The sequence below is a fragment of the Paenibacillus sp. DCT19 genome (assembly GCF_003268635.1).
Taxonomy (GTDB): Bacteria; Bacillota; Bacilli; order Paenibacillales; family Paenibacillaceae; genus Paenibacillus.
On record NZ_CP029639.1, the window covers coordinates 409,264 to 434,908 of the forward strand.

The 25,645-nt window shown below is 44.0% G+C and carries 23 protein-coding genes and 1 pseudogene; 11 read left to right on the forward strand and 13 right to left on the reverse strand.

Annotated features, from left to right (window positions below):
- Positions 1-2: 2 nt before the first annotated feature.
- From DMB88_RS01895 to DMB88_RS01910, 4 genes are all read left to right on the forward strand, one after another.
- The gene (locus DMB88_RS01895) at positions 3-1,703 is read left to right on the forward strand and encodes an STAND family AAA ATPase (RefSeq protein ID WP_128099980.1); all 1,701 of its coding nucleotides are present in this window, start codon (positions 3-5) and stop codon (positions 1,701-1,703) included.
- A 335-nt stretch (positions 1,704-2,038) separates the two neighbouring features.
- Positions 2,039-2,797: a hypothetical protein gene (locus tag DMB88_RS01900; protein ID WP_128099981.1), complete on the forward strand. Its 759-nt coding sequence runs from the start codon at positions 2,039-2,041 to the stop codon at positions 2,795-2,797.
- Positions 2,798-2,809: 12 nt separating this feature from the next.
- The gene (locus DMB88_RS01905) at positions 2,810-3,517 is read left to right on the forward strand and encodes an ATP-binding cassette domain-containing protein (protein WP_128099982.1); all 708 of its coding nucleotides are present in this window, start codon (positions 2,810-2,812) and stop codon (positions 3,515-3,517) included.
- A 368-nt stretch (positions 3,518-3,885) separates the two neighbouring features.
- A complete protein-coding gene (locus DMB88_RS01910) occupies positions 3,886-4,074 on the forward strand; it encodes an aspartyl-phosphate phosphatase Spo0E family protein (RefSeq protein ID WP_251383926.1) in 189 nt (62 codons plus the stop codon).
- A 73-nt stretch (positions 4,075-4,147) separates the two neighbouring features.
- Here the strand turns inward: DMB88_RS01910 and DMB88_RS01915 are convergent, their stop codons facing one another.
- From DMB88_RS01915 to DMB88_RS01935, 5 genes are all read right to left on the reverse strand, one after another.
- A complete protein-coding gene (locus tag DMB88_RS01915) occupies positions 4,148-4,561 on the reverse strand; it encodes a hypothetical protein (protein ID WP_128099983.1) in 414 nt (137 codons plus the stop codon).
- Positions 4,562-4,753: 192 nt separating this feature from the next.
- Positions 4,754-5,404: an amino acid ABC transporter permease gene (locus DMB88_RS01920; RefSeq protein ID WP_128099984.1), complete on the reverse strand. Its 651-nt coding sequence runs from the start codon at positions 5,402-5,404 to the stop codon at positions 4,754-4,756.
- Positions 5,405-5,438: 34 nt separating this feature from the next.
- Positions 5,439-6,161 carry an amino acid ABC transporter permease gene (locus DMB88_RS01925; RefSeq protein WP_128099985.1) on the reverse strand — a complete coding sequence of 241 codons (723 nt, stop codon included), beginning with the start codon at positions 6,159-6,161 and terminating at the stop codon, positions 5,439-5,441.
- A gap of 103 nt (positions 6,162-6,264) precedes the next feature.
- Positions 6,265-7,104, reverse strand: coding sequence for a transporter substrate-binding domain-containing protein (locus DMB88_RS01930; RefSeq protein WP_128099986.1), 840 nt, complete (start codon positions 7,102-7,104; stop codon positions 6,265-6,267).
- Between the two features lie 32 nt (positions 7,105-7,136).
- The gene (locus tag DMB88_RS01935; RefSeq protein WP_128099987.1) at positions 7,137-7,922 is read right to left on the reverse strand and encodes an amino acid ABC transporter ATP-binding protein; all 786 of its coding nucleotides are present in this window, start codon (positions 7,920-7,922) and stop codon (positions 7,137-7,139) included.
- A gap of 579 nt (positions 7,923-8,501) precedes the next feature.
- Here DMB88_RS01935 and DMB88_RS01940 point away from each other — a divergent pair.
- The gene (locus DMB88_RS01940; protein WP_128099988.1) at positions 8,502-10,115 is read left to right on the forward strand and encodes a glycoside hydrolase family 28 protein; all 1,614 of its coding nucleotides are present in this window, start codon (positions 8,502-8,504) and stop codon (positions 10,113-10,115) included.
- A 281-nt stretch (positions 10,116-10,396) separates the two neighbouring features.
- On the opposite strand, the gene DMB88_RS01945 is transcribed toward DMB88_RS01940, so the two are convergent.
- Positions 10,397-11,248, reverse strand: a complete 852-nt coding sequence (locus tag DMB88_RS01945; RefSeq protein WP_128099989.1) for a helix-turn-helix transcriptional regulator — start codon at positions 11,246-11,248, stop codon at positions 10,397-10,399.
- A 256-nt stretch (positions 11,249-11,504) separates the two neighbouring features.
- Between DMB88_RS01945 and DMB88_RS01950 the strand changes: the two genes are divergently transcribed.
- Entirely contained in the window at positions 11,505-11,963 is a 459-nt protein-coding gene (locus DMB88_RS01950) for a cupin domain-containing protein (protein ID WP_056703735.1), read from the forward strand.
- A gap of 125 nt (positions 11,964-12,088) precedes the next feature.
- On the opposite strand, the gene DMB88_RS01955 is transcribed toward DMB88_RS01950, so the two are convergent.
- Positions 12,089-12,916, reverse strand: coding sequence for an aldo/keto reductase (locus DMB88_RS01955; RefSeq protein ID WP_128099990.1), 828 nt, complete (start codon positions 12,914-12,916; stop codon positions 12,089-12,091).
- A 399-nt stretch (positions 12,917-13,315) separates the two neighbouring features.
- Here DMB88_RS01955 and DMB88_RS01960 point away from each other — a divergent pair, with 399 nt between their 5' ends.
- The 4 genes from DMB88_RS01960 to DMB88_RS01975 all read left to right on the forward strand — a co-directional run bounded on the left by DMB88_RS01960 (position 13,316) and on the right by DMB88_RS01975 (position 17,099).
- On the forward strand, positions 13,316-14,572 hold the full coding sequence (locus DMB88_RS01960) for a DUF445 domain-containing protein (protein ID WP_128099991.1): 1,257 nt from the start codon (positions 13,316-13,318) through the stop codon (positions 14,570-14,572).
- Positions 14,573-14,993: 421 nt separating this feature from the next.
- The gene (locus DMB88_RS01965; RefSeq protein ID WP_128099992.1) at positions 14,994-15,275 is read left to right on the forward strand and encodes a hypothetical protein; all 282 of its coding nucleotides are present in this window, start codon (positions 14,994-14,996) and stop codon (positions 15,273-15,275) included.
- Positions 15,276-15,473: 198 nt separating this feature from the next.
- A complete protein-coding gene (locus DMB88_RS01970; protein ID WP_128099993.1) occupies positions 15,474-16,775 on the forward strand; it encodes a Tle-like phospholipase domain-containing protein in 1,302 nt (433 codons plus the stop codon).
- Between the two features lie 51 nt (positions 16,776-16,826).
- On the forward strand, positions 16,827-17,099 hold the full coding sequence (locus tag DMB88_RS01975) for a hypothetical protein (protein ID WP_056703751.1): 273 nt from the start codon (positions 16,827-16,829) through the stop codon (positions 17,097-17,099).
- Positions 17,100-17,246: 147 nt separating this feature from the next.
- On the opposite strand, the gene DMB88_RS01980 is transcribed toward DMB88_RS01975, so the two are convergent.
- The 4 genes from DMB88_RS01980 to DMB88_RS01995 all read right to left on the reverse strand — a co-directional run bounded on the left by DMB88_RS01980 (position 17,247) and on the right by DMB88_RS01995 (position 21,934).
- On the reverse strand, positions 17,247-18,041 hold the full coding sequence (locus DMB88_RS01980) for a YcnI family copper-binding membrane protein (protein WP_254438416.1): 795 nt from the start codon (positions 18,039-18,041) through the stop codon (positions 17,247-17,249).
- A 278-nt stretch (positions 18,042-18,319) separates the two neighbouring features.
- Positions 18,320-20,035, reverse strand: a complete 1,716-nt coding sequence (locus DMB88_RS01985; protein WP_128099995.1) for a copper resistance CopC/CopD family protein — start codon at positions 20,033-20,035, stop codon at positions 18,320-18,322.
- A 410-nt stretch (positions 20,036-20,445) separates the two neighbouring features.
- Positions 20,446-21,102, reverse strand: a complete 657-nt coding sequence (locus DMB88_RS01990; RefSeq protein ID WP_128099996.1) for a response regulator — start codon at positions 21,100-21,102, stop codon at positions 20,446-20,448.
- A gap of 1 nt (position 21,103) precedes the next feature.
- The gene (locus DMB88_RS01995) at positions 21,104-21,934 is read right to left on the reverse strand and encodes a sensor histidine kinase (RefSeq protein WP_128099997.1); all 831 of its coding nucleotides are present in this window, start codon (positions 21,932-21,934) and stop codon (positions 21,104-21,106) included.
- 288 nt (positions 21,935-22,222) lie between these two features.
- Between DMB88_RS01995 and DMB88_RS30095 the strand changes: the two genes are divergently transcribed.
- Positions 22,223-22,396 (forward strand): hypothetical protein, encoded by a 174-nt coding sequence (locus DMB88_RS30095; protein WP_164848580.1) that lies wholly within the window; start codon positions 22,223-22,225, stop codon positions 22,394-22,396.
- Between the two features lie 201 nt (positions 22,397-22,597).
- Here the strand turns inward: DMB88_RS30095 and DMB88_RS02000 are convergent.
- Positions 22,598-24,429, reverse strand: a pseudogene (locus DMB88_RS02000) (diguanylate cyclase).
- A gap of 299 nt (positions 24,430-24,728) precedes the next feature.
- Entirely contained in the window at positions 24,729-25,361 is a 633-nt protein-coding gene (locus DMB88_RS02005; RefSeq protein WP_128099998.1) for a DUF5317 domain-containing protein, read from the reverse strand.
- Positions 25,362-25,645 lie beyond the last annotated feature (284 nt).

Here is a 25,645-nt window from a genome sequence, read left to right on the forward strand (position 1 = left end):
ATTTGAATAACGAAACAAAATCTAATTTTTTGTCAGAGTTAAACAATTACTTTAAACAAGTTATTATTTTCAGTGAATCAGATAACAAAATTAGTGATTCTATTAGATTATATTCTAAAAATCCGGAGTTCTCTATAAAACATTTTGAAATAATGAGTTTTGGGCATGTTAAACGTAATGAATTTATTGAAAAATGGGTTAGCCTCGGGCAGAGGGATATATTAGAAAGTAATGATTTACTTAAAGAGATTGATAGAATTAATAGAGCAATAAAACCTATTATTATGCAAAGCTATGTTCCAAAGTTTCCAATTTACCTCCTCGTTATTATAAAAACAATTGAGGCTGGAAAACCTCATAATTTTGAAAAAAGTTCGAATGCTTATTATTTTGAAGTCTTAATTAAAGACTCGCTAACAAGTTTAGAAATAGAAAATAGTGAAACTGATAAGGTATACCAATATTTAACTGATCTAGCTTTTGAAATGTATCAACAACCTAATAACTCTTTAGAACTTGAAGAGTGGAGAAACTATCACAGAAATCATCTTGATTACTATGATATGACGGATGATCAGCTAAGTTTTAAAGAAATAAGATCAAAGCTTGAAAATGAAAAAATAATAATGAATACAACTAACGGATATGAATATAAATATTCCTATATGTATTATTTTTTTGTTGCTCAATATTTCGCAAGGAAAATTAATACTGAAAATGTAAAAAATATAGTAAGTGAGATGTGTAGAAATATCCATGAAACAGATAATGCAAATATTATTATGTTCTTAACTCACTTATCGAAAGACGAGTATATAAAAAATGAAGTACTGAGCGCAGCAAGGAAGATATTTAATAATTTGCCATATCTAAGGTTGGAGGAGGATATTGCTCTTATAAATGATCTTTGTGAGGAAATATCACCATTGGTTCTAAATGACGTAGATGTAAGGGAACATAGAAGGAAATTGAACGAAAAAATGGATATTGAAGAGCGAGAAAAAGTTACAGATGCAGATTTAGAAGCAAGCGCTTCAACGCAGTATTCCGAAGAGGACGATGAGGCATCTATTGTTATGGAGCAAATCAATATTATAGATCAAGGTTTTAAAATGTTAGATATAATAGGACAAATATTAAAAAATTATTATGGTTCACTAAGCGGTGAAGATAAGTATAATTTGTGTGAAGAGTTGTTTAAATTGGGCTTAAGAATTAACTATAGTTTTATCAGAAGTCTAAGTGATAACAATCAGATACTAGTTGAGTATATCTCGGCAATCATAATTGAAAAAAATCTAGAGAATAACTATGAGCGAGCTGAGAAAATGTCAAAAAAAATCCTGTATTCAATGGGCGGATTTATAACATTTAATAGTATATCTAGGATAGTTTCATCAGTTGGAACTCCTGATTTAGATAGAACGTTTCATAGAGTCAGAGAGGCATTATCATGTAATGCCTCTGATATAACGTATTTGGCTATAAAACTTGAATACTATGATAAATTTCCTCATACGGAAGTGAAGAAGTTCTATCAAGACAACAAAAACAATAAATTTGTTACTCAGATATTACAGCAAATGGTGAGAAGATATCTATATATGTATGAAACAAATAGAGCAGAACGTCAGAAAATATGTGATCTTGTAGGAATGAGGATGAGTTTAAAACAAAAATACCAGCTTAATACAAAAAAATAAGTGACACAGCTTAAAAAAGAAATGAAACAAATTATCAAATAAGATCTTAACTCTAACAATCTTTTTGTGACAGAATATTGATTAGTGTGACGCGTATAGGGGATATGTAGATAATTGGCTCATGGCAGAATGTTTGTATGGTTATTACGATGACTATATTCTAAACTTGCTGTGAGTTTTTTTATTATCAGTTGGTTTTGCGCATTAAATTACCTCTCGTCATACCGATGGATAATAATATTCTTGATATGAATATATATTGTAATTGACCATTGTAAAAATAAGGATTAAAATTACATTTGTTATCAATTGCAAATGGTGAATTGGAGAGCGCTATGAGAATAACATATGAGTATCTCAGGCTTTTTGTAAAGATGATGTTAAGCAATAAAGTAGCCTTTGTATGGTATTTAATTTTTCCGCTCGTTGCTTTTCTTATCTATAATTATTCCTGGTTTGCCTCTAGACCCACCACAATTGATTTTTACATTCAAACGAGCTTTTTTATTTCATATATTACGTTGTTAATGTCCATTGAAGTGGCTACCCATTTAATTGCTTTGAGAGAGAACGGCTTCTATAAAATGTTCAAATTTATATCAGGAAGTAAATATCCTTTTATTTGGGGCAAGGCTCTGAATCAGGTTTTGTTCATAATCGCTACAATCTTTCTGGTGTCATTCGTAACAGGTGTGATGTTCTTAGAACCGGCACAACTCGTGACGTTTCTCATTACTGCCATTATGAGCTGTATACTGGGAGCTATTATTCTTATTTTGCTAACATTGGTTCTGATGCTTATCCCGATTAGACAAGAGTCGTTGAACGCAGTAATTAGTATGAGTTTGTTGGTGTTATTTTTTGTATCTGCCAAAGGATTTGCATATTCTACGGAGTATAGCTTCCTGTTCGTACTGTTCAATCCGCTTGAATATGTCAGAAATATTACGTTTATCTTTGCAGATTGGTTTACGGGTCATTCTTTTCCGCACGAGAGCATTGGGGTTGTTGGCATAATCTCGGCTTGTTATGTGATTTGTGGATTGATTGCCCTTAAACTTGTAAACGTCATATCAAGAACTCATCGGACATAGCAGGAGGATGCCATGATTACAATAGACAATGTAAGTTTTTCCTACCGCAAGTCGGCGCGTCAGAACTTAGATCGTTTGAGTGTAGAATTCCGGGCAGGAACCGTGAACATGATTGTTGGCAAGAATGGTTCAGGCAAAACAACACTATTCGATCTCATCACCAATGTCATTAAACGTCCTCCCGAAATTAGAGGTGTGCCTGAGGAGAAGGATATGATCTATCAGCTTCAAGGCTTAGTGTTCCCACCTACGTTGAAGTCGAAGGATGTATTTCGTTTCTTTCTATATTCCGATCATGCCAACCGTATTCGAGTTACGAATGAGCCTTATGTCGATGAAGATATGAGCAATTCTGAGATTGATATGGTGAGACGGATATGGAATATGGAGTTTGGGCAATTATCTGTTGGAGAACGAAGGTATCTCTGTATTATTGCCATTACCCTGATGGATAGGAAACTGTACATCTTTGATGAACCAATGGCTGGAATTGACCCCGAGATGAGGCAGTACATATTAAAAAGAATCGAAAAACTTGCACTACACAAGGAATGCACGGTGTTATTATCCAGTCATCATTTACATGATTTCCAAAGGGTTCAATGTACGCTCCATCTACTGCATCAGGGCAGAATATCCTTTAGTGGTTCATACGCTGAGTTTATTCAGAACGTAGAGGGAGAAAATCCGGACGATGCATTTCTACTGAAAGTTCAATGAGTGAATCGAAAACCTTTTCTTTATTATCCTCTTCATTAATCGGGTGGAATAAGTATAAGCGGTGACATCCAACTTATTAATCTTAGAGATGGAATGTTAGAACGACCTTGCGTGCAAACGGTCTATGGCAAATACGTCTCTACATGCTTGCCTGATGTAAGATATTCTTTCACTGATGCGATATATGGAAGGTAGAAGGATTCAAATATCTATATCTTGTAGGCTTATGCCAATACCGAAGTGTAGATGAAAAGGGCTTGATTGTGAAAGAATCGGGATGCAAATAAACATTTTGTTTTGCAAAGGATTTCATTGTAAATTTTTTAGCAATATATTCTATAATAGTACAAATAAAGGGGGTGCATGCTGTGAATGAGCGTAAGAATATCAGCGACCAAATTGAATGGAGCAGGCAAAAGTTATGTCGTATGGCGGAAAATCAGGGCATGCAAGACGGCCAAGTCCTGCAGCAGTCCATGATATTAGATGAACTAATTAATGAATATAATCGTTTTAAGTACAAGACACATATTCTAAACCGACAGCCAATTTCCTAGGTAATTGGCTGTTTTTTTATGCATACCTTTAATCCAACCATAACTACCTCTAAGCACATATTACCTTGCACGGCTATGGAGTGTTATTGGCTAGCTGCATATCGTTTATGATATCAATAGAGTTTATCTGCCAACGCAATAGATCGCGAGTTAACGAGAAGGATAACATGCCGGAGTGGATATTCTTGAGTTGACCATCTTCAGCATAGGTAAGCACCGCAAAGCTGGCTAGAACCTCTTTAGAGGAAAATGTTTTTTTGATTGTATTTAATGTCACGGTTGGTGTCGGTAGTTGATGATCTGTAACATACTGATTGAATTGAGCTACCGGATCAGTGGAAGAACCTGATGGATCAGTCGTTGCGAATTGTTCGGATATGTATGCCTGAATAACCCTATTCGGTGAATTCGCCATCGTGTAGATTGCGACGAATATGATTGCCACGACAAGCGCAAGTATAATCATAGCTGCTTTTCTAGTAAGCATAGTAGCCCCTCCATACGTAACTTGAGCAATAAAACAACATGAGCTGCCAAGGCAGTGTACTCAGCTCAAGCCATCTCAACTTCAATGTTAAACGATCTATACTAATAACAAACGTAACGGTGATAAAGTTGTTTCTTCAACTCAAATAAACATAACATGGATACCGTGAGGTACACATGTTATGTTTTTTTCTTAATTCATTCGAGCTTCAAGCCGCTTGGCCACAATGGACAAGGCATAATTGACGACAAAGTACAGCACGGCTGCCAGCAAGAGAGCCGGAATAATATAATCGAAGCTATGACCACCTAGAATCTGCACATGATGCATTAATTCAGGTAGAGAAATGATGATTGCCAGCGACGTGTCTTTGAGCAGCGAGATAAACTGGCTGACCATGGGTGGAGACATCCGTCGTAACGCCTGAGGCATAATAATTCCACCCAGTGTCTGCATGTAACTTAACCCTGAGGAACGAGCTGCTTCGATCTGTCCACGTTCAATGGATTTGAGACCGCTACGAACAATCTCCGCGATCATTGCTCCTTCAAACAAACTCAGACCCACAACAGTAGACCAGAACACGGACAGCTTGATCCCCATTTGAGGCAATACGATATGGATGAAGAAAATGATAAGTAATAACGGTAAATTACGAATGGTATCTACAATGACTGCGACAATCTGGGACAACACCGGGATGCGGGTGTACCGAATCGTCCCTAGAATCGTGCCCAGTGCGAAACTAAACACAATGGATAACCCCGCAACTTGCAGGGTAAGTAGAAATCCTTGTAATAGAAAACGAAGGTTGGGCCAGGCATAGGCCCCGCTGAAGTCCATAATTCATCGACCTCCTTTTCGAGATAAGACCTGATCACATGGTGACCTGACCTGTTGGCTTCGGCTTGTTCGATTTTCCCTTCGTGGGGGTTGATTCAGCGTCACTCTGTCCAAATCGCCGCTCCATATAGTGAACGAGCAAGCTGAGGGGTAACGTTAGAGCCAGATAGAAGAGAGCGACAATGGTATACACGCTTAGAGGTTGGAAGGTATCTGAGTTGATGAGATCGGCAAAATACATCAAATCCATACCTGCTACGACCGCAAGGATGGATGAATTTTTGACCAGATTAATGAATTGATTGCCAATGGACGGCAGTACAATTTTGATTGCTTGTGGCAGAATGACCAGATTCATCGCCTGTACGTAAGATAAACCGGAAGAGCGCGCTGCTTCTAGCTGACCACGTGGTACGGACTGAATTCCCGCTCGAATCGCCTCGGCGATAAATGCCGCAGTATAGATTGTTAGACCCAGCGTGCCGGAGATGAAACCATCGAGCGAGATGCCAATTGCAGGCAGTCCTAGATAGAAAAAAAATACGACAAGCAGCAAAGGAATGTTGCGAATAAACTCCACAAAAGCTGTGCCAATCCAGTTTAATGGCTTGATCGGAGAGATGCGGAAAATAGCAATAATCGCTCCAAGGATAAAGCTGCCGATCAACGCCATGATGCTTACTTGAATTGTGTTCCAGAATCCTTCCAGGAAACGATCCGAATGTCGGATCAGAACGTTAAAGTCCAAATTGCCCATTCAGGGAAAGCCTCCGTTCCTCAGATGTGAGCGGCGATGCTGATTCACCCTGACAGGGAGGATCACAACATACCATCGCCGCTGAACCATCAGTTAATCGAAGTTACTCAGGCTTGGCGCCCAGCCATTTCTCATGCAAAGTGTCGTACTCTCCACTATCCTGCATGCTCTTGAGTAAGCTGTTTACTTCAGAAACAAAGGCAGAGTCGCCTTTGCGAATCGCCATACCATAAGGCTCGCTGGTGAAATTGCCACCGACCAGCTTATAGTTATTATCTGTTTGCTGCATACCAATTAGGATGATGTTATCTGTCGTTAATGCCTCACCTTTTCCTGCTTTCAGCGCCTTAAAGGCATCCTGATAGTTATCGAATTCCAGCACTTCGGCATCTGGCGCCTTTTCACGAATGTTCTGAGCAGAAGTGGAGCCCTTCACGGCTAACACCTTTACCCCTCCAAGGCTCTCTAGTCCGGTGATATCACTGTCGTTTTTCACAAGCAAAGATTGCCCTGCCTCGAAATAAACATCACTGAAATCAACCTGCTCCTTACGTTCATCCGTAATTGTCATTGTGGCAATAATGATGTCAATGTCGCCGTTTTGCAGCAACGGAATACGAGTTTTAGATGTTACTTCCTTCAGCTCGACCTTGGTTTCATCTCCAAGAATTTGTTTGGCGAGTGCCTTCGCGATATCGATATCGAAGCCCTCGACCTCGCCGCTTGCAGGGTCTTTGAGTCCAAACAGCTTGGTATCGTATTTCACGCCAGCAATGAGTTTGCCCCGTTCTTTAATCTGTTCAATGGTACCTTTGGCTTCCGAGGTGTTGTCACCAGATCCACCGGATCCAGATGATGAATCCCCACCGGTATTACAACCAGAGATGACAAGCGCCAAAATCAATACGAGCATGAGTGCCGGCCACTTCAATATGTTCTTCATTTGTTAAAGACCCCTTTTCCAATGGAATGATATTAGTGGTGAATCAGACGACTCAGGAATTGTTGGGCACGTTCCTCTCTAGGGTTGTCAAAGAACGAGGCAGCAGAAGCTTCCTCCACAATGCGACCTTCATCCATAAAAATAACGCGATCAGCCACTTCACGGGCGAAGCCCATCTCGTGGGTAACAACAACCATTGTCATCCCGTTGTGTGCGAGGGAACGCATGACATCAAGCACTTCCCCGATCATTTCGGGGTCCAATGCAGAGGTTGGTTCATCGAACAGCATGATTTTGGGCTCCATCGCCAGACCGCGAGCGATCGCTACACGCTGTTGTTGTCCACCAGACAACTGTGAGGGATAACTGTCTGCTTTCTCGGCAATACCTACTCGGGTCAGATATTTCATAGCCGTAGCAGCTGCCTGTTCCTTGGGTTGTTTGCGCACCTTCATCGGTGCCAGGGTGATGTTATCAATGACTTTTTTGTGGGGATAGAGATTGAAGTGTTGAAATACCATGCCTATGTCGCGGCGGAAGAGGTTAATGTCTATCTTTTTCTGATGTAAAGGAATCCCGCTAACGACGAGTTCACCTCCAGAAATGGTTTCTAGACGATTAATACAACGGAGCAAAGTGCTTTTGCCTGAGCCGGAAGGCCCGATAATGACGACAACCTCACCTTCTTCAATCCGAAGATGGATATCCTTAAGAACGTGGAAGTGACCGAAGTGCTTCTGAACCCCTTTGAATTCAATCAACAGTGCATCCCATCCTTTCTGCAACGTTAGTTTGAAAAGGAAGATTAAGGAAAACATTGGAAGTGGTTATTTCATCATACATAGTCATCCTGTGTGTGGCAATTAATTTGTTATAAAATGTGACATAAGTAATGGGTTGAGTAGGGCTAACACCTATATTGTGTTATATCTTTGTTATGTTAAAAGATTTGCTGTGACGAATTCTGACAGAAAAATGATCCGATTTTCCTAGTGAATTTACAGACATTGGAATAGATGGTTGTAGTATGATGAAAGAGATATTCTGTTAGACCATCCAGAATCCGAACAAATAACATCAAGTTCCATTCTTAGTTGGCAAAAAAGATCAACCTTTGATCCCACTGCTACTGATATGATGGAGCGAGAATATTCCGCATAAGCCTAATCTATATAAATTGAACGAAACATTTACACGAGAACGGAGAGGACAGAAATAACATGGAGAAGCAGAGCGTTCGCCTTTATCACCGGATTTTCTCTATGGAAAAGGGAATCAAAAAAATCTGGGGATAACAGCGATCGTAAGGTTATTCTGTCATCGGAGTGGCAAGTGTAAATATCCTTCTGTTCAATTTATATAATCCAATAAGAAGCAGAAAGGATGATAACTACGCGATGAATACATATAATTCCGCAATACGTGCTGGTGAGGAATTTACGTCTGATAAAGTATCATACGACGTTTCCTTACCTAACATTCCTGCTCAGGATTTTCTGATTACTGAATTTGGGGCTGTAGGAGATGGTGTAACCGATAATACAGAGGTATTCCGGCTTGCGATCGCGGCTTGTTCGGAGGCGGGTGGGGGACGAATTGTTATTCCTGCTGGTGTCTGGCTCACGGGTCCGATTATTTTGCGCAGTCGGATTGAACTGCATGTCCAGGCTGGAGCGCTAGTCACCTTCAGTCGAGACTTTGATCAATATCCTTTGATTGCATCGACCTTTGAAGGGTGGCAGGCTGTGCGCTGTCAATCTCCGATTGATGGAGATCAGTTAGAGGATATTGCCATTACGGGTGAAGGTGTATGGGACGGCAATGGTGAGGCATGGCGACCTGTCAAACGTTCTAAACTGACGGCTTCGCAGTGGAAAGCATTAGTATCCTCCGGTGGTGTAATCGAACACACAAGCAATGAGGAAGAGATCTGGTGGCCATCCCAAGCCGCGCTTGAGGGAAATGCAGTTGCTAATCGTATGCATGTAGAACAAGTGCGTGACCTGTCAGCTTACGAGGGGATCAGGGATTTTCTTAGACCGAATATGGTGAGTTTGCGTAGATGTAAACGAGTATTGTTGGACGGACCAACTTTTCAGAATTCTCCAGCCTGGAACTTACACCCTTGGGCTTCAGAGCATGTGACGATTCGTAACGTCAGCGTTCGTAATCCGTGGTTTTCTCAGAATGGGGATGGACTTGACATCGAATCCTGCCGTTATGTTCTGGTAGAGAATAGTGTCTTCGACGTTGGAGATGATGCGATCTGTATGAAGTCAGGCAAGGATGCCGAAGGTCGCGAACTAGGCTTACCATCGGAGTACGTTACCATACGAGGATGTACCGTGTACCACGGTCATGGCGGCTTCGTCATTGGTAGTGAAATGTCTGGTGGTGTGAGGCATGTACGTGTGTCGGATTGCACGTTTATTGGAACGGACATTGGGCTTCGTTTCAAGAGTGCACGTGGTCGCGGCGGTGTAGTGGAGGACATTGAGATTGAACGAATCTATATGAAAGACATTATTATGGAAGCGATCTCATTCTCATTTTTCTATGCGAATCAGGAAGGTTCGGCACGAGGAAGTGACATTGCACACGAAGTCACTGAAGAGACGCCGGTGTTCCGGGATATTCGAATTAAGGATGTAGTCTGCTCTGGGGCAGACACGGCGTTATTGGTGAGTGGTTTACCGGAAATGCCTCTGGATGGATTGGTGATTGAGGGATACCGTGTGTCTGCGCAGAAAGGTGTGCAATGTTCACATGCGAAACATGTGCGAATTGCCGATCTGCAGCTCACCGTAGCTGAAGGCTCGTTGATTGAACTTCATCAGTGCAAAGGGGCGGAGCTTGAAGGCATCGAAGGAACAGGTGCGGATGGTCGACTTTTGCGGATTACAGGACATGATACGACAGGTATTGTGTGCCGGGGAGAAATAGCAGATACCGAGGGAAGACAGATTTCTATTGGGCCAAATGTTAGAAGTGGTGCATTGATTCGTCAATAAATGGCCATTCAAATGGGATTCGATGTAGCCGAAGTGGTGTAGCGATGATCTCCGATGAAGGACTGAATGGTACATTCCTGTATGGAAATGGAGAATGTAGTTAGATCAATAAGGCTACCCACTCGGCTATCCTGGATGCCATACTAGCCTCACTATAGGTAGATCGCATGTTAATTATGCGGTCTATTTCTAATTTATTTTGATGCGTTAGATGTGTACAGAGATGTCGTGCATGTTCGGGTACAGGTACAGGTATCCTACGCTAACATCACTAAGATCTCTTACCGATGCTCTTTGCGATAACGAAGAGGTGTGGTGCCTGTGACCTGTTTAAAGGTTTTGTTAAAATGAGCCGTATGCTCAAACCCCACCTTCTCCGCAATGAACTGCACACGCTCCTGGGTCGACAATAATCTACGCTGGGCTTCCCGAACACGGACAACGCGCAGATATTCACTAAATCGAAAACCAGTTAACCGGCTGAACATGCGACTCAGATAGGATGGGCTTATATAGAAACGAGCGGCTGCTTCCTCCAATGTAAGTGGTTCGTCATAATGAGTGTTCACGTAACGGGCAACTTCCGTAATTTTGTCATGCATGGGGTGGATTGGCTCCGGCATCATTTGCCGTGTCATCTCTAAAGCACGATGAATGCTGATTAATAGCTGGGAGAGCAGGCTGCGTACAACAATTTCATAATAAGGACGACGATCTTTACACTCGCGTAGCATTTGCTCCAACAAGCGTTGTATCTCAGGCTGTTCAGATTCGGGAACATGCAGTAATCGTGAACGTTCGAACGGAAGCAGACCACAAATGCCAAGCTCCATTCCCGTGGCGAACGAGGGAGAGAATCCGACGAGGATACGTTCAAAACTAGGAATGCTTCCTTTAGACGTAATGTGTACGTCGTGTGGATTAATTAAGATCAGATCACCTTTGCTCGCGTTGAGCAGCTGACCGTTCATGGAATATACACGTTCTCCTTCAAGCAGATAGTATAGCTCGTAAAAAGGGTGAGCGTGGGGCTGTGGCATGGCGTTCCCGTCATGTCTTCTCATATGCTCTATGGTGAAGGAGTTATCTCCAATTCGATATTTCGGTCCGATTCGATCTTCGATGACACTCATAACACGGCTCCTCTCTGCTTCGGTGGTTAACGATGATATTTATATCATAACGGAAAATCCAGTTTATTGTAAACGCTATCAACCAAGACAGCGGCATGTTGTGCAGATAGAGACATACGAGAAGGCAATCCAATTGGGCAGTTGTGATGCAGCCTAAAGGTGACAAAAAGCTAACGATGTTTTACAGTAGGGAGAGCGAGGCAAAACTCTAGATGAAGAGTACCTCCAATTAGATGTGGAAGGAAGGAAACAAGATATGACGACACATGAATTATCGCCTCTGGTTGCGGCACTGGACATGCAGCCTCACGTTGAAGGCGGTTGGTATAAGGAAGTATGGAAGGCTTCTTATCAGATCCCACAATCCGTATTGCCGGAAGCATACTCCGGACCTCGATTCTCAGCAAGCTCGACATACTTTTTGCTGCACAAGCATGAAATCTCAGAGTGGCACACGGTGTTATCTGATGAACTGTGGTTGTGGCATAGCGGTAGCCCGGTTGAGTTGAAGCTGGGTGGTAATGGAGAGAATCCAGAGAACGAAGAGGTTCTCGTGCTCGGTATGGATCTCGCTGCTGGACAATCACCACAAGTGCTTGTTCCTGCCGGCGTATGGCAGACAGCACGCCCGCTTGGCGATGAACCTGTACTCGTGACATGCGTTGTAGCACCAGGTTTTCACTTTGATGACTTCAAGCTGGTATCCAAAGGCTAAGTCAAAAAGGTTAAGCTGAATAGGGTCATACATTGACCCAAAGATAATAAATCCCGACTCCAATGCAGTCATGCATAAGGTCGGGATTTTAATTTTAATATCATGTGTTACTGTATCATTTCGCTCTAGAAATTGAAGTTATCTGGATCAGAACCGAAGCGTTTATTCTCGTTCAGACTGTTGATCTGCTCGATATCTTCTGCTGTTAATTCAAAATCGTATACATCGGCATTCTCGCGAATACGCTCTGGTGTAACGGATTTGGGTATAGTAACGATGCCGTTTTGCAAATCCCAACGTAGAATTACTTGTGCAGCTGTTTTGTTATATTTGGCTGCAATCGTTTGCAATAATGGGTGTTCTACCAAATGACCTTGTCCCAGTGGTGACCAAGCTTCGATCTGAATCTGATGTTTGGCGCAGTACTCTCTTAGTTCCGACTGGATCAGCAAGGGGTGCAGCTCGACTTGATTGACCGCAGGTTTGATCTTAGCATCCGTCATCAGGTCTTCAAGGTGGTGGATCTGGAAGTTACTCACCCCAATGGCGCGGATGCGCCCTTCTTGATGTAGTTTCTCCAGTGCTCTCCATGTATCCTTGTACTTTCCTTTTACAGGCCAGTGGATAAGATAGAGATCGAGAACTTCGAGTTCAAGTCGTTCCATACTTGCTTCAAATGCGGCCAATGTGGATTCATATCCTTGATCGCCGTTCCATACTTTGGTCGTAATAAACAGATCTTCCCGGGCGATTCCGGATTCACGAATACCTTGGGCAACACCAGATTCATTGTTATAACCTTTGGCAGTATCGATGCTGCGGTATCCTGCCTGAATGGCCGTTTTCACCGTTTCAACAACTTCTTCTCCATCCTTCACCTTGAATACACCCAAACCTAACCAAGGCATTTTGACGCCGTTATACAGTGTAGTTGAATCTTGCAGATGTTTCATGATCCGAATTCCTCCCTTAAGATAGATGGATTAACTAACTCGCTCTCTGTATGTATTACCCTATCAAGCAATAGAGTACCTCATAATTATAGTCTTGTATTTTGGTGCAGAACAAGATGTTAGCACATGTCGATCTACTTATACTCATCGTGAAAATTTACGCTTTTTGCCCGGTAGAGGTTTGGATTTGATGCGTTCGGGTGATAAGATGAAGTATACGAAACGGCGATGGTCTATTTCGATTAGAAGAACGTGTTCAAAAAGGACGGTTTTAAGTACCTTCGTAATCAAAAGTGGACTTTTGAACAACCTCTAGAAGTGCGTACATAATGTAGATGCTATACACGACTAGCCCATAGCGGCTGGAACGGTGTGATTAATCATAAAGGAGCAAGGGTAATGGCTAAACCTAAACAAACTAAAAAAGCAGCAGCATGGTCACTCGTCATCATGGGGGCGGGATTTGCCGCATCGTTGCCATTCCAGGGAAGTCTAGTCGGTAAAATGCTGGTTGGATCATTTGAGGCTGGACTGGTAGGTGGACTCGCAGATTGGTTCGCTGTAACGGCATTATTCCGCCATCCGCTAGGCATTCCGATTCCACATACGGCATTGCTGCCGAAGAATAGAGATAAGATGACCGAAGGGCTGGTCTCTGCAGTTGAGAATAATCTGCTCAACAAAGACAGTATTACGGAGAAGATCGCAGGCTACAAAGCAGCGGAGACGGTACTTGATACATTCGCAAAAGAGCTTCATACGGATGGCGCCAAAACGATGATTGATACACTCTGCAAACGAATTCTTGCTGGACTGCCGGTGGAGCAGATTGCTCCACTGGTGGCGCGTGAGATTAAGTCGCAAGCGGATGCTTTTGATCTTGGGCCGATTCTAGAGCGGGCATCCATTCAGATGCGTGAGCGGGGATACGACGTTAAAGCGCTGGATTATGGACTGAAGCAGGCGGAAGAATGGCTTGTGAAACCAGAAACCATCATGTTCTTGGGTGAAGCGGGCATGAAAGCGGTCAGCGGTATTCAGCTGAATGGATTAATGCAGTTTGCGATGAATGCGTTCATGGGTTATTTGAATGAAGAGCGTCTTGGTAGTATTTTGCAAGGATATCTGTTTGACCGGGTAGAGGACATGAAACGGGAAGGCAGTGCGCTTCGTTACAAAGTGCTTGATCTGGTGCGGACACAGACGGTTCGCATAGCGATGAGTGAGAGTGTGCAGCAAGGGCTAAATGATTGGAAGAATAGTATGTTGGACGGCTGGAATGCAGAGGAAACGGTGCTGAATAAGCTCACTGAACTAAGAGACAAAGCACTTGCTGGCATGGAAGACGGGCAATATGTGGATACGTATGCGCTGCCTGCAATTGAGCGGGTGTTGGCTGATCTGCGAGCAGATGAGGCGCTGCTGACGAGCCTGAATGCGAAGATCGTGGAAGGCATAACCACACTACTGGAGAAAAACCATTCTAAAATCGGGAACCTCGTACGCGAAAATGTTGATAAAATGGACAATGCATCCTTAGTCTCTTTAATTGAGGATAAGGTTGGTCAGGATCTGCAATGGATTCGAATCAACGGAGCGGTTACAGGTTTTATTATTGGTATCGCACTGACCGCACTACGGATCGTATTGGAATAAATGTGTCTAAACAACTGATTTTAATAAGTGATGTAAGTAAAGTGTCCCAGAGCCGCTCGTTCGAGAGCAGGCTCTTTTTGTCGTACATTGGAAAAATAATCAAATTACCTTACGCAAATATGATGCAGGTATAGGGAAAAAGGGTAATATACACCGGGATGCACCTTTGAATCATTTAGGAATAAAGTTACATAAAAACGATTCTGCTAGCCGATGTGGTTAATGTTGATTTTGTACTATGATGCAGATAACAGAAGAAGAGTCATTATTATAAACCAAGGATATGTTCCTTTTTCATAGGATGGATGTAGGATCTGAAAACAATGCGAAGAAGGTGACCCATGTGAAACCAATGCAAAAATATGTGTGTCTATTCTGTTTAATTATAATATCTGCATTTATTTTAGGAGGCTGTCAGAGCATGAATAAAAATGAAGACGAGGCTTTGTTACAGGAAGCAGAGAACATTGCTATCCAGCATATGAAGGAAAAATATGATCTTGATGTTATCGTCACTAGCGAGAAGAAACTTCCAAGCATAGCGGTTGCTGAAATATCACTCAAAGGTCATGTTGTTGATCATGAAGAGCAACGATTCAATCTGTATGTGAATTACGAGAGAAAAGAAGTAACGAGTATGGGAATGAGTGAAGAGTTTAAGAAGCTGTTGTTAGATAAAGGCTATGACCCGTTCAAAAAGTGACATGAAAACGGAGAGGACAGAAATAACATGGAGAAGCGGAGCGTTCGCCTTTATCCCCGGATTTTCCCTTTGGAAAAGGGAATCAGAAAAATCTGGGGTAACAGCGATCGGAAGGTTATTCTGTCATCGGAGTGCAAGTGTAAATACTTTTTAGTCAATTTATATATAACGACTTCTTAAATTAGGAGGAGAGCGTAGTTGAGTAAAATAGATGATGAAACGTACAAAGAGATGTCGAGGCTTGCTTATGAAGATCTAGAAGCCGGGGATGAATATGATACACTCCCTGGATGGAAGGTTCTTGAGGACACACATGGCAACGGTTATTCTGGCTTTGATGCGGTAACCTTCTATAATCCCGAGACAAGTGAGGCGGTCATTGCGTACCGCGGTACAGAGGGAAGTGCTGGATGGGGTCGCAAAGGGCCTGACTTATTTGCCGATGCACAGATCGGTCTGCCAGAGCTCGGGAGAAAATGGGAGCAGAAGACAGACTTTACACCGGATTGGGTAACGGGAACCGTGCAGAAAGTGAAGGATGTTACCGGAGTAACCTATTTAGAGAATGCCAAGGGCAATGTTGATAAATTTGTAGATAAACATTTGAGTGTTCAGCCCAATCAAATGTATGAAGCAGAAGATTATGCGAAGGATATGCAAAATAAGCATAAGGATCTGAATTTCTCATTAACAGGACACTCCCTCGGAGGCGGCAATGCCCAGTATGCGGCCGCCTACACGGGATTACCAGCTGTCACTTTTAGCGCACCGTCCGTCATCTCCAGCCTCACACCAGAGATGAAACGTAAAGCTGAAGAGGGTGGGTTTGATGGGCAGGTTACGAACTACGCTCATCCCGGTGATTTTGTGGCGAGTGGTTTCTTCGATGGATATGATCGCCATGTTGGTTCAACGTACTATATCGATTCCAACTATAAAGACATGAATAAGGGTAGTTTTTTTGGATTTGGAGACATAAAGGAGAAGATCGACAATACGTTTGGCGGAGAAAATTATCACGAGCTTGATCGATACAAATTCGATGGGAACGGATATATTGCTAACGATCTATATGATCCTGTTACTGGAGAAAAAATTAATTACTCCCCGCGCCAGCCTTCCAACGTGTTGACTGATCTCGCCGGATTTATGCGTAATTTAGGTGTTCAGGCAAGCGGTCTCGCCAAAGGTATGGCAGGAGCGGTAGCCGCTTCCGGGTTGATTCAGGTCACGCCGGAAGAACTAAAAAGCGTAGCAAGCCGTTGGAAGCAGAACGCGCAGCAGTGCAATTCGGAGCTGAATCAGATCAGACATCGCATGGCACAGTATCTGCATTCCAGCCGTAGTCGTAGGCTCGAACCGATTGTTACGCAGCTCGATGCTTCGATCAATGAGCTCAGCACATGGCATATGAAGCATACGAGCCAGTTCCTGAACTTTATTGATGAGAAGGCAGATGCCTTCAGGCAAGCGGATCAAACACAGGTAAGTTTTAATTAGGACAGGCGAATCCGCCAAACCTTGAAATTTACATAGGAGAGGTGAACATAAGTGAGCGGACAATTGCTGGTGGAATTGAATGACCTGCGGATTGCGGAAAAAGAACTGTCGCAGCTGCTTGTCCGTCTGCAAGCCGACGAGCAAGAGGCGAGAGCGCTGTACGCGCGTCTTAACGATTGGAAAGGGCAATCGGCAGACTATACACGAGAGCAGATTGAGGCGTTCTTTGCAGGTCTATCCTCACGGATTCATTCGATTGAGCAACAGAAGAGAACCCTGATTCAATACATCGAGATTATGATTCAGACGGATCAGGAACGCTAAGGTGTGTAAAAAAAAAGAAACCGTTGGCATGTGGAGAATATCCCCAAGTCAACGGTTCCTTTGCGTTTATCTTCGTATGCTCCGCTTAATTGTGCTACTCTCAGCGTGCATAGTACTATGTGAAGCGGACTGTTTGAACGATCTAAATTAGCGTTTTTTGCGGCGTGTTGCGAGAGCGATTCCCAGGAATGACATGATCAATGCCAGAATGGATACAATCAATGTCGCCTGTTGCAGCTTGAGTGTGCCTGGGTCTGAATCTGTATTGTTAGGTTCGCCTGTCACTGTGTCTGTCAGAGCATCTCCTAATGTTGTATCGTCGTCAGCTTGGGTATCACCAGTAGCGTTAGTGTCACCAGCACCCGCCTCAGTAGAAGTATCATCGTGTCCCTCGTTACCAGTCGCTGCGCTGCTATGGTGATCTCCACCCGCTGCGGCATTACCTGCTGCTGCCGGGTCTTCACTGATAGTTGTAATGCTGTGCGGCGTGCTGTCGCTCGGTTCACCTGTCCATTCTACGATGCTACCATCGCTATAGTACTGGAAAGCATCCCAAGCTACTTCAGTTTCGGCTTGCGGATTTTGAGCGACAAAGTTGAACTGTTGGAATTGTCCAGCCAGAATTCCTTCGTTATCTCCATCGACTTCCCATGTAATAGAAGTAACTTCATTGGAGTCGTTCTTCTCAGTGGAGATCTTCCAGCCTGCGAGTGGTTGGTATTGTTTGAAAGCCACGCCTTCCGGAACTTTAAGCGTGATTTTGGTTGTTGGCAGTTCTTTTTCAGATGGAATCTTAATCGTATACGTCTGCCATGCACTTGTCTGTGCTACCGTTGGATTCACAGTAACGTGTGCGCTAGCGAACCCGGCAAACACCAGAAGTGCTACAGCACTTGCGGATACAGTAGATATAAGCTTGGAAGTCCATGATGTTTTCTTCAAAATAAATTACCCCTCTCAGTTCTTATCATATATGCTTCAGTCTCATTTCAAAAAATAAGTGCTGGTGTTGTGCTAAGAGGCCGTTCCGCGTACGAATCGTTCTTACGATCGCTGTTATTCCCGGATTTTTTGGATTCCAATTTATAAGTGAAAATCCGGGAATAAAGGCGAGCGCTTTGCTTCTCCAGAATCGATTTCGTCCTCTTCACTACTTTTTGCATTACACCCAAACTTAATTTTAAGAGTGAGCTACGAATCAATGTGATTTCGTTAATATACTATGGACTAGCGGTGTCGATTTCAAACTCTACATCCAGCGCATCCAGGCTGCGTGTAAGCAGATGCACCTTGATATTCCAACGTCCTGGCATAGAGATATAATCTTCAGCCTTGTAGACGCCAGTGTCATTTTTCGGAATGGTAATTTCATATATACCCATGTCCATATCCAGGTGCGTCAGTGATAAAGTGACTTGCTCCAGGTCATTAACGACACTGCCATCTGCACGCTTAACACCAATCTCGAAGACGTTCTCCCCAGTCACATTCGGACTCACCTGAAGTGAAATGGTTGTGCCATCATCGGTGGTCTGCACTTCGTTGAATGGACCAACCGGTGCAGGTTGTCCAGGAGATAGGTGAGTTAACACAGCAGCCAGGGCAAGAACAATTGCTCCTGCTGCAAGTTCGGCTTTGAGACTGCCGGCGAGTCTATCGCCACTACCTGAACGAGCGAGTCGAGCATGACGCCAAGCGAAGGCGAGCATGACAATGAGCAATACAACTTTGGCAATCAGAACCAGACCATATGCTGTAGTGAACAACGACGTAAGTATAGGTGCAGGCAGAATAACAAGGCTGCCATATATCCCCGTAGCGACCAGGAGTGCAACGGCACCAATGCCCCAAGCAGTGAAGCGGCGTATGGCCGTCCAGTAGATATCTCCTCGTAGTTTCCGAGGCAGCTGATCCGTGAGTGGCGGCAGGCAGATCGCCATGGCGGTCAAGGCGCCAATCCAGAACGCAGCCCCAATCAGGTGTACATAATCCATGGTAATCGCAAGTACCCGTTGTTCCGCAGCTGCAGGATGACCCGTCATTGCGTGCGTAAACAACCAGCCAAGCACAAGAAGCAGGGAGCCGTACGAAGACCAGATGCGGGTTCGCATGGATCGGTCTCGATCATAGCCAGAGAGAATGGTCACTGCCAGCAACATGATGATAAGCATCTGTACGATCCAGATCAAGCCAAAGGATGTAAGCTTAAGTGCACTTCCGATTAGTGCCCAGCTCAATTCACTCAGGGATACACCGGATTCGTATAATGTACTTAGTGGCAGGCTAAGCATTGCCGCAAGTGAAGCTGCGCCGTAACTGATCCACAGAAGTTTGTGACTTCCCGGAACATCCAGTGGTTCCCTTGCCATAGATGTTGGCATGATGCGGAACAGTAGAAAGGCGAGTGTGCCAAGAATCACAGACAAGCCAAGATATTGAATCCAATCCGTTAGGGATAAAATCCACTTGATCGGCCCGCTACCTTCACCCGCACCAGAAGTAAGGTCTGCCAGTCCTGCAGGTGCTCCGGAAGGTTCTCCGATGTGGAACACATAGGCACCCTGGATGGGGTGACCATCCGCAGAGACGGCTTTCCAGTTGACGGCATACGTGCCATTCCCTAATCCACTGCGCAGACCTGTCTCCATAATATGTGGACGTGCAGCATCGATCTGTACATTTCCGTCATCGGCTCTCGTCCCGTCAGGCGCGGTTATTTTGATATCAAAAAAGGCAGTTTGCAAGGATTCGTTAAACTCCAAAGACAGAAGCTCTGGAGCAGTAACTAACAGTTCATTCTCTGCCGGGGAAGCCTTAACAATATAGGCATGAGCAGACGCCCATTGCGGCATAACAAGACAGCAGATCAACATCAGGGCAACCATGATGGCCCAATGCCGTTTGCTTCGTTTCAGGGTAAAGCTTACTAAACTCAAAAAATCATCACCCTCAGGTTATAGAATTGTAGTCCCTATTGTAGTTCTTTTAGAGGTTGTTCAAAAAGTCCGCTTTTGATTACGAAGGATGCGCGAGTGGCATCTCAGCGTCGAATCTGGGATTCAGCCGAAATAAGTCGAGGCTTACGAAGTTTGTTTCCTTCGGAAACAATGTAGTTGCTCACGTAGTTTTGCCTACGCTCCGCTACTCCATTTTCTATCTTCATCCCACCTTCTTGGTACTGAAAACCGCTCTTTTTGAACACGCACTTTTATCGATCCGACAACAATCTATACCATTATAACTTTGTCCAAAATGATGGCGTATGACTACATAGGGCTATAAAAAAATGATTTTATCCGCATAATTGTGACAAAAGCATGAATGCACCTTCGTTCTTGTTTGCAGATTATTTGCGAGGTTTTCTTCCTGCAATCCCGCTCTCTAACGCATAACGGGTCAATTGAACACGATTTTCCAATTGGAGCTTCTGTAAAATGTTCTTCAGATGATTCTTCACGGTCTGTTCCGAAATGCCAAGCTGATCAGCAATCTCCCGATTCGTGTATCCAGCAGACACCCATTGCAGAATCTCAAGTTCCCTTGCGGTAAGAGGGTTATCCGGAACATCTTCGCTACGAGGAGCAGGGAATTCCTGAAGGATACGGTAGGCGAGTTCTCTGCTCAGTGGTGCATCATCGGAGACGATGGCGCACAAGTATTCAAGCCAGGTAGAAGGAGATAGATTCTTCAGCAAATACCCTTGAGCCCCTTGTTTGAGCGCTTCGAATAGATAGGTTACATCATCCGACACGGTAACCATAACGATAATGACATAAGGGTAACGCATCTTAATCAGACGTGTGGCTTCCAGCCCATCCATATCAGGCATCTGTACATCCATGAGAATTAAATCAGGCATCCACTGCTCCGTCAGTGCTAAGGCTTCCTGTCCATTCGATGCCGTGCCGATGACTTCGAATAATGTATCTTCCGCCAATATACTGCAGATCGCTTCACGCGCATGGGCATGATCATCAACCACCAACACACGTACATGTTCCATGTTAGATATGCTCCTTTCCAATCGATATCCGAGTACACCCCGGCTCCGAATCCAGCGTCAGGAACCAGCCCATCTGAACGGCACGTTCCTTCGTAATGCGCAGACCATATCGATCCTTGAGATGTAACGGGTCTCCACCAAAGCCCTTGCCATTATCCTGAATCTGTACATGCCACTGCCTCGAATCTCCGGTTGCCTGAACCTCAACCTTAGTAGCTTGAGCATGTTTGCGTACATTCATAAGTGCCTCCCGGATGCAGGCGATCAACTCCACTTGTTCTTTCGGTGTAAAAAAAGAATCATCCAGCTCCCACCTAACCTGAGCTGTCGGTACAGTATCTCGAACGAGTGTTTCGACCTGTCCTCGTAGAGCGATACCTTCCGGAGCGGCATCTCGGGCAGGCACATGTCGTAGCTGAGCAATCGCTTGTCTGACGTAGGCGTTGACCTCATGTACCGTTTTGCGAATCTCCTGAATGTCTTGTTCATGACCGCTGCCTGCAAGACTTCGTTCGGCTTTGTCTGTCTTCACAGATAGAAGGAAGAGAGATTGCGCAATCCCATCATGGAGCTCGCGAGCCAGCTGATCTCGTGCTTCCAGCGCGGCCTTAGAGGCGCGTTCCTGCTCCAGAGCAGCTCTGGCACTTTCAAGCATGAGAAACAATCGACTGAGCAAGGTCACACTGACGAGATAGACAATAAGGGGCGTAAGCCAGTTCCCTGCATCCATCGAAAGATAGGGCATGAGAAACTGATGGCGTATGTATTCCCAGATCCCGACGGTGATTGTAGGAATCAACAGGATCATCCATTTAATTTGTTTATAGGACATGAAATTAGTTAACTCCTTTATCATAACTGGAACATCGTCTGACTACAGTATAACGCAAGCTTGTCTTAAGACCATAGTTTCCAAGGTTCAGAGGATTTTGGGGTGGATGTGGGAGGATATAGAAGGATATCTAAGAACAACATGTGTTGAAATACTGTCAAGGGATGTGAGCATGGATGTGAAGGGGTGAGCAGGTCTGTGTCTGTTTTCCCTAATGGCGAAGGTCCTCTATACTTAATAAAGAACGTTAATTCATGACAAACCATGTTAAGGAGTGGAAGCATCAACATGAATCAAGAGGTATTGGAACGTCGCAGTGAGTTGCTCAAGAAGAACATTCACCAAATGCTCGTTCAAGACAATCAGCACGGGATCAGTCGCCAGGATAACATGTTTTTGCAGCAGATGATCAAAGAGCTGCATCAGACTTCACATGAGCTGAATAACGCCCGTACGGAGTAGTTTCCGTACAATTCTATTCAATTCAATTTCGGTAACGTGATCCGTAGAATTCGTACAACGTAGCGTCTGCAATTGCATTCCTATCAAGCAGACTAAGATGCGATTCATCCCCTGACGAAAATGAAAATGGCGCTATCTCCGATTAGATCGGGGATAGCGCTTTGGCGTTGTAGGGACAAGTCTGCTCTTGTCCTCAGCATGTTAGAACAGCGGTTGTTGCTTGTTACGCTTCTCAATATAACGGATGAATAACTCCGCAAGGTCCGGATCGAATTGTGAGCCTGAGCAGCGACGCAGTTCGTTGATCGCTTCAAGTAAGTTTTTCGTTTTTTGATATGGCCGCTCTGTAGTCATCGCGTCGAATGAATCAATAACAGTGAGCATACGGCATAATCGAGGAATCTCTTTCCCTTTTAACCCATACGGATATCCTTGTCCATCATAGCGCTCGTGATGCAATTCGATATAAGGGATGAGATCGTTGAAGCGTTCGTTCGTCATCACCATTTTTTTACCCCAAGTGACATGTCCCTTGATGGTTTCCCATTCTTCACACGTGAGCGTGTCCTTCTTGTTCAGAATAGACCATGGAATCTCCAGCTTACCAATATCGTGAATCAGTGCTCCCAGCACAAAAAGACGTTTCTCCGCATTGTCCAGCTCCAGTACTTCACTCATGTCCAAAGCGTATTTGTACACTCTCTTCGAATGCTTGAAAGTATCGATATCCTTGTATCTGAAAAGATTAAGCTGTTGCTCAATATCACGTACATCCTGTACGAGATCGATCTCATGCTCCATACCTTCGTTAATACCATGGCGATGCACATTGTTTTTCCCTTGCTTTTTGGCATAATAGAGCGCTTTGTCCGCTTGGTCGACAAGTTGGGACTTGTTATACATATCAACCTGATAAGGAGCAACACCTGCTGAGAACGAAAGGCAACCATGAGGGAATACCTCGACCCCTTCAAATGGTGTATCGTTTAGCTGTTTGCGGAGCTTATTCATAAACGTATACGCCTCGTCCAGCTCCATACCTGGCATGAGCAAAGTGAATTCTTCGCCACCGTACCGAAAAGCAGTAACGGTTGTGTTCTCCGTCCGTTGAATTAGAAATTCACCGAAAAAAGCGAGCAGGCTGTCGCCTTGTAAGTGACCGAAACGGTCATTATATTTTTTGAAATCATCAATATCGATCAGACCTAGCGACAGCGGAGTTCCTTGTCTGCGAGCTTCGCTCAGTTCATTTTCTAGCATCGTCTCAAAATAACTGTGATTAAACAGCTTGGTGCGTTGATCCGTATTGGCTTTCTCCTCGATGCTCTGATACATCACAAACAGTTGCTTGAATGCGTGTGATAGCAGAATGCTCAGACTCAGGTACAGAATTAATCCCAGTACGCCATTGTGAACAACGAGAATGGTCAGAACGAGCGCTAGAATCAGCGTACAGAGGTAAACCAGAAGCGATTCAGTCACGAATGCACGCTTCATCTGTTGTAATGCATTTTTCGTGGAAAAATGAAAGAACAGTCCCAGTGTCATCGTATTGATGATGAAGTAGGCGGCAAGTGCTGCAAAATAAGGCAATAGATTATACCCATTGATCTGTCCGGGCTGTCCACCTGTCCATTGGAATATGGAGGAGGCTCCAGCGATCATTAAGGTATATATGCTGAAATTGACGATGTGTTTCCACCAGGTTAAGTTGCGCTCCTTGATCAAGAGGATGAGGGAAACGGGCAGCAACACGGATAGGCTGAACGCCCCGCCAAACATGAAGATGCAGGCAAGATACACAGAAGAGTCCATCGATTGCTGATTGCCCTTGGGGGAATCTGAAACGTGAAATAATCCAGAATCAATGCTGCTCCCAACATGGTATATACCATGACCCATCCATCGGTGGACAAGCTAAGATAAGACCACTTATTCATGTAGAGAAAAACTCCGATGCCTGTGCAACTTAGCAAAATTACATAGATAAGGCTTCGGTCTGCTTTATGGATAAGGTTACGAATAAAGTTCATAAATAATCTCCTGGTTAGGACTTGTCCTGAATCTCACTTAAGGAGTTCTAAGACACATCCTGGTTTAGTCTGCTCTTGGTGTGAAAGATTAATATCATCTTATACTATATCGATGTATAACATAACAAGTTGCTTGCCAAAAATCCAGAAAGAAAAAACAGGCCGCAGGCAGCCTGTTTCGTCAACGCTGGTGGGGGACTAGCCTCCCAACTTGTATCCCGAAGTCAGTGCAACAACGACCGAAGCAACGATAATGGCGTTGATGACAAGGCGGGAATATTTAATGCCTTCGAATTTTTTCATGGAAAAGACCTCCCTTCCTTGGAGTCTAACTTCAGATCATCAGTCTTCACTGATGCTGAAATAGATGCAGACTTGCGATTGCGTGGAACCATCATGCTCTGGATAAACAGGAATATGCCGATGTTCATAACCACATCCCCGATGCTAATGACCTGCGTACGTGGATAAGGGCTGGAGAGTGGAATGATATCGCCTAGGAAGGCCAGATGTGTTGAGGCATCCATCATATGATGTTTCGAAATGGCTCCACCTTGAAGCAGCATATCGACATAATAAGGGCCAAGCACACTAGACGCCTCCACCGATACCGGCATGCGCCCGCCATTGACTGCCATAACGACAAAATTGAGAAATACACCAATCCAGATCAGGGTAAAACCGGTATGATCTCGGTTCAACCATAGAAAGGCAAGGCCTGTGATGTAAATTAGCGCAAATAGGTAACCGTTAATGGACGCAACCCAATCCCACTTCTCCTGTACAAAGAAGATCGCGAATTGAGCAAGTAGTAGCATTGGGAAAATCCAACCACCTCGCAGCTTGAGTGCTGAGAACTGGTGGAGGCCATTGCGAATCCCACCACGAAATAGTCCAATGATCAGGCCGATTATAATGCCGTCATATACCATGATTAACTCCTGTTCATGCAGAAATATGTAAGATCAATGCGTATTTGTGTACCTAAGATATTCGACCTTATATTGGTAATTCCTGCAAGAAAATCAGACTCCACAAAGGAAATTTTTCGAGGTGGATCGAAGTGGCCAAATCCCTTCAAGATCGCTGTCCCAGCGGGTCTGAGTTAAGTTAAGTTTCACAATATATTTGTAGAAATAAAGAAAAAACCGTCTTTACAAACCGAAGGGTCAAGTGCCATAAGGTTTCGTAAAAACGGTTATTTTGTAAGTCAAAA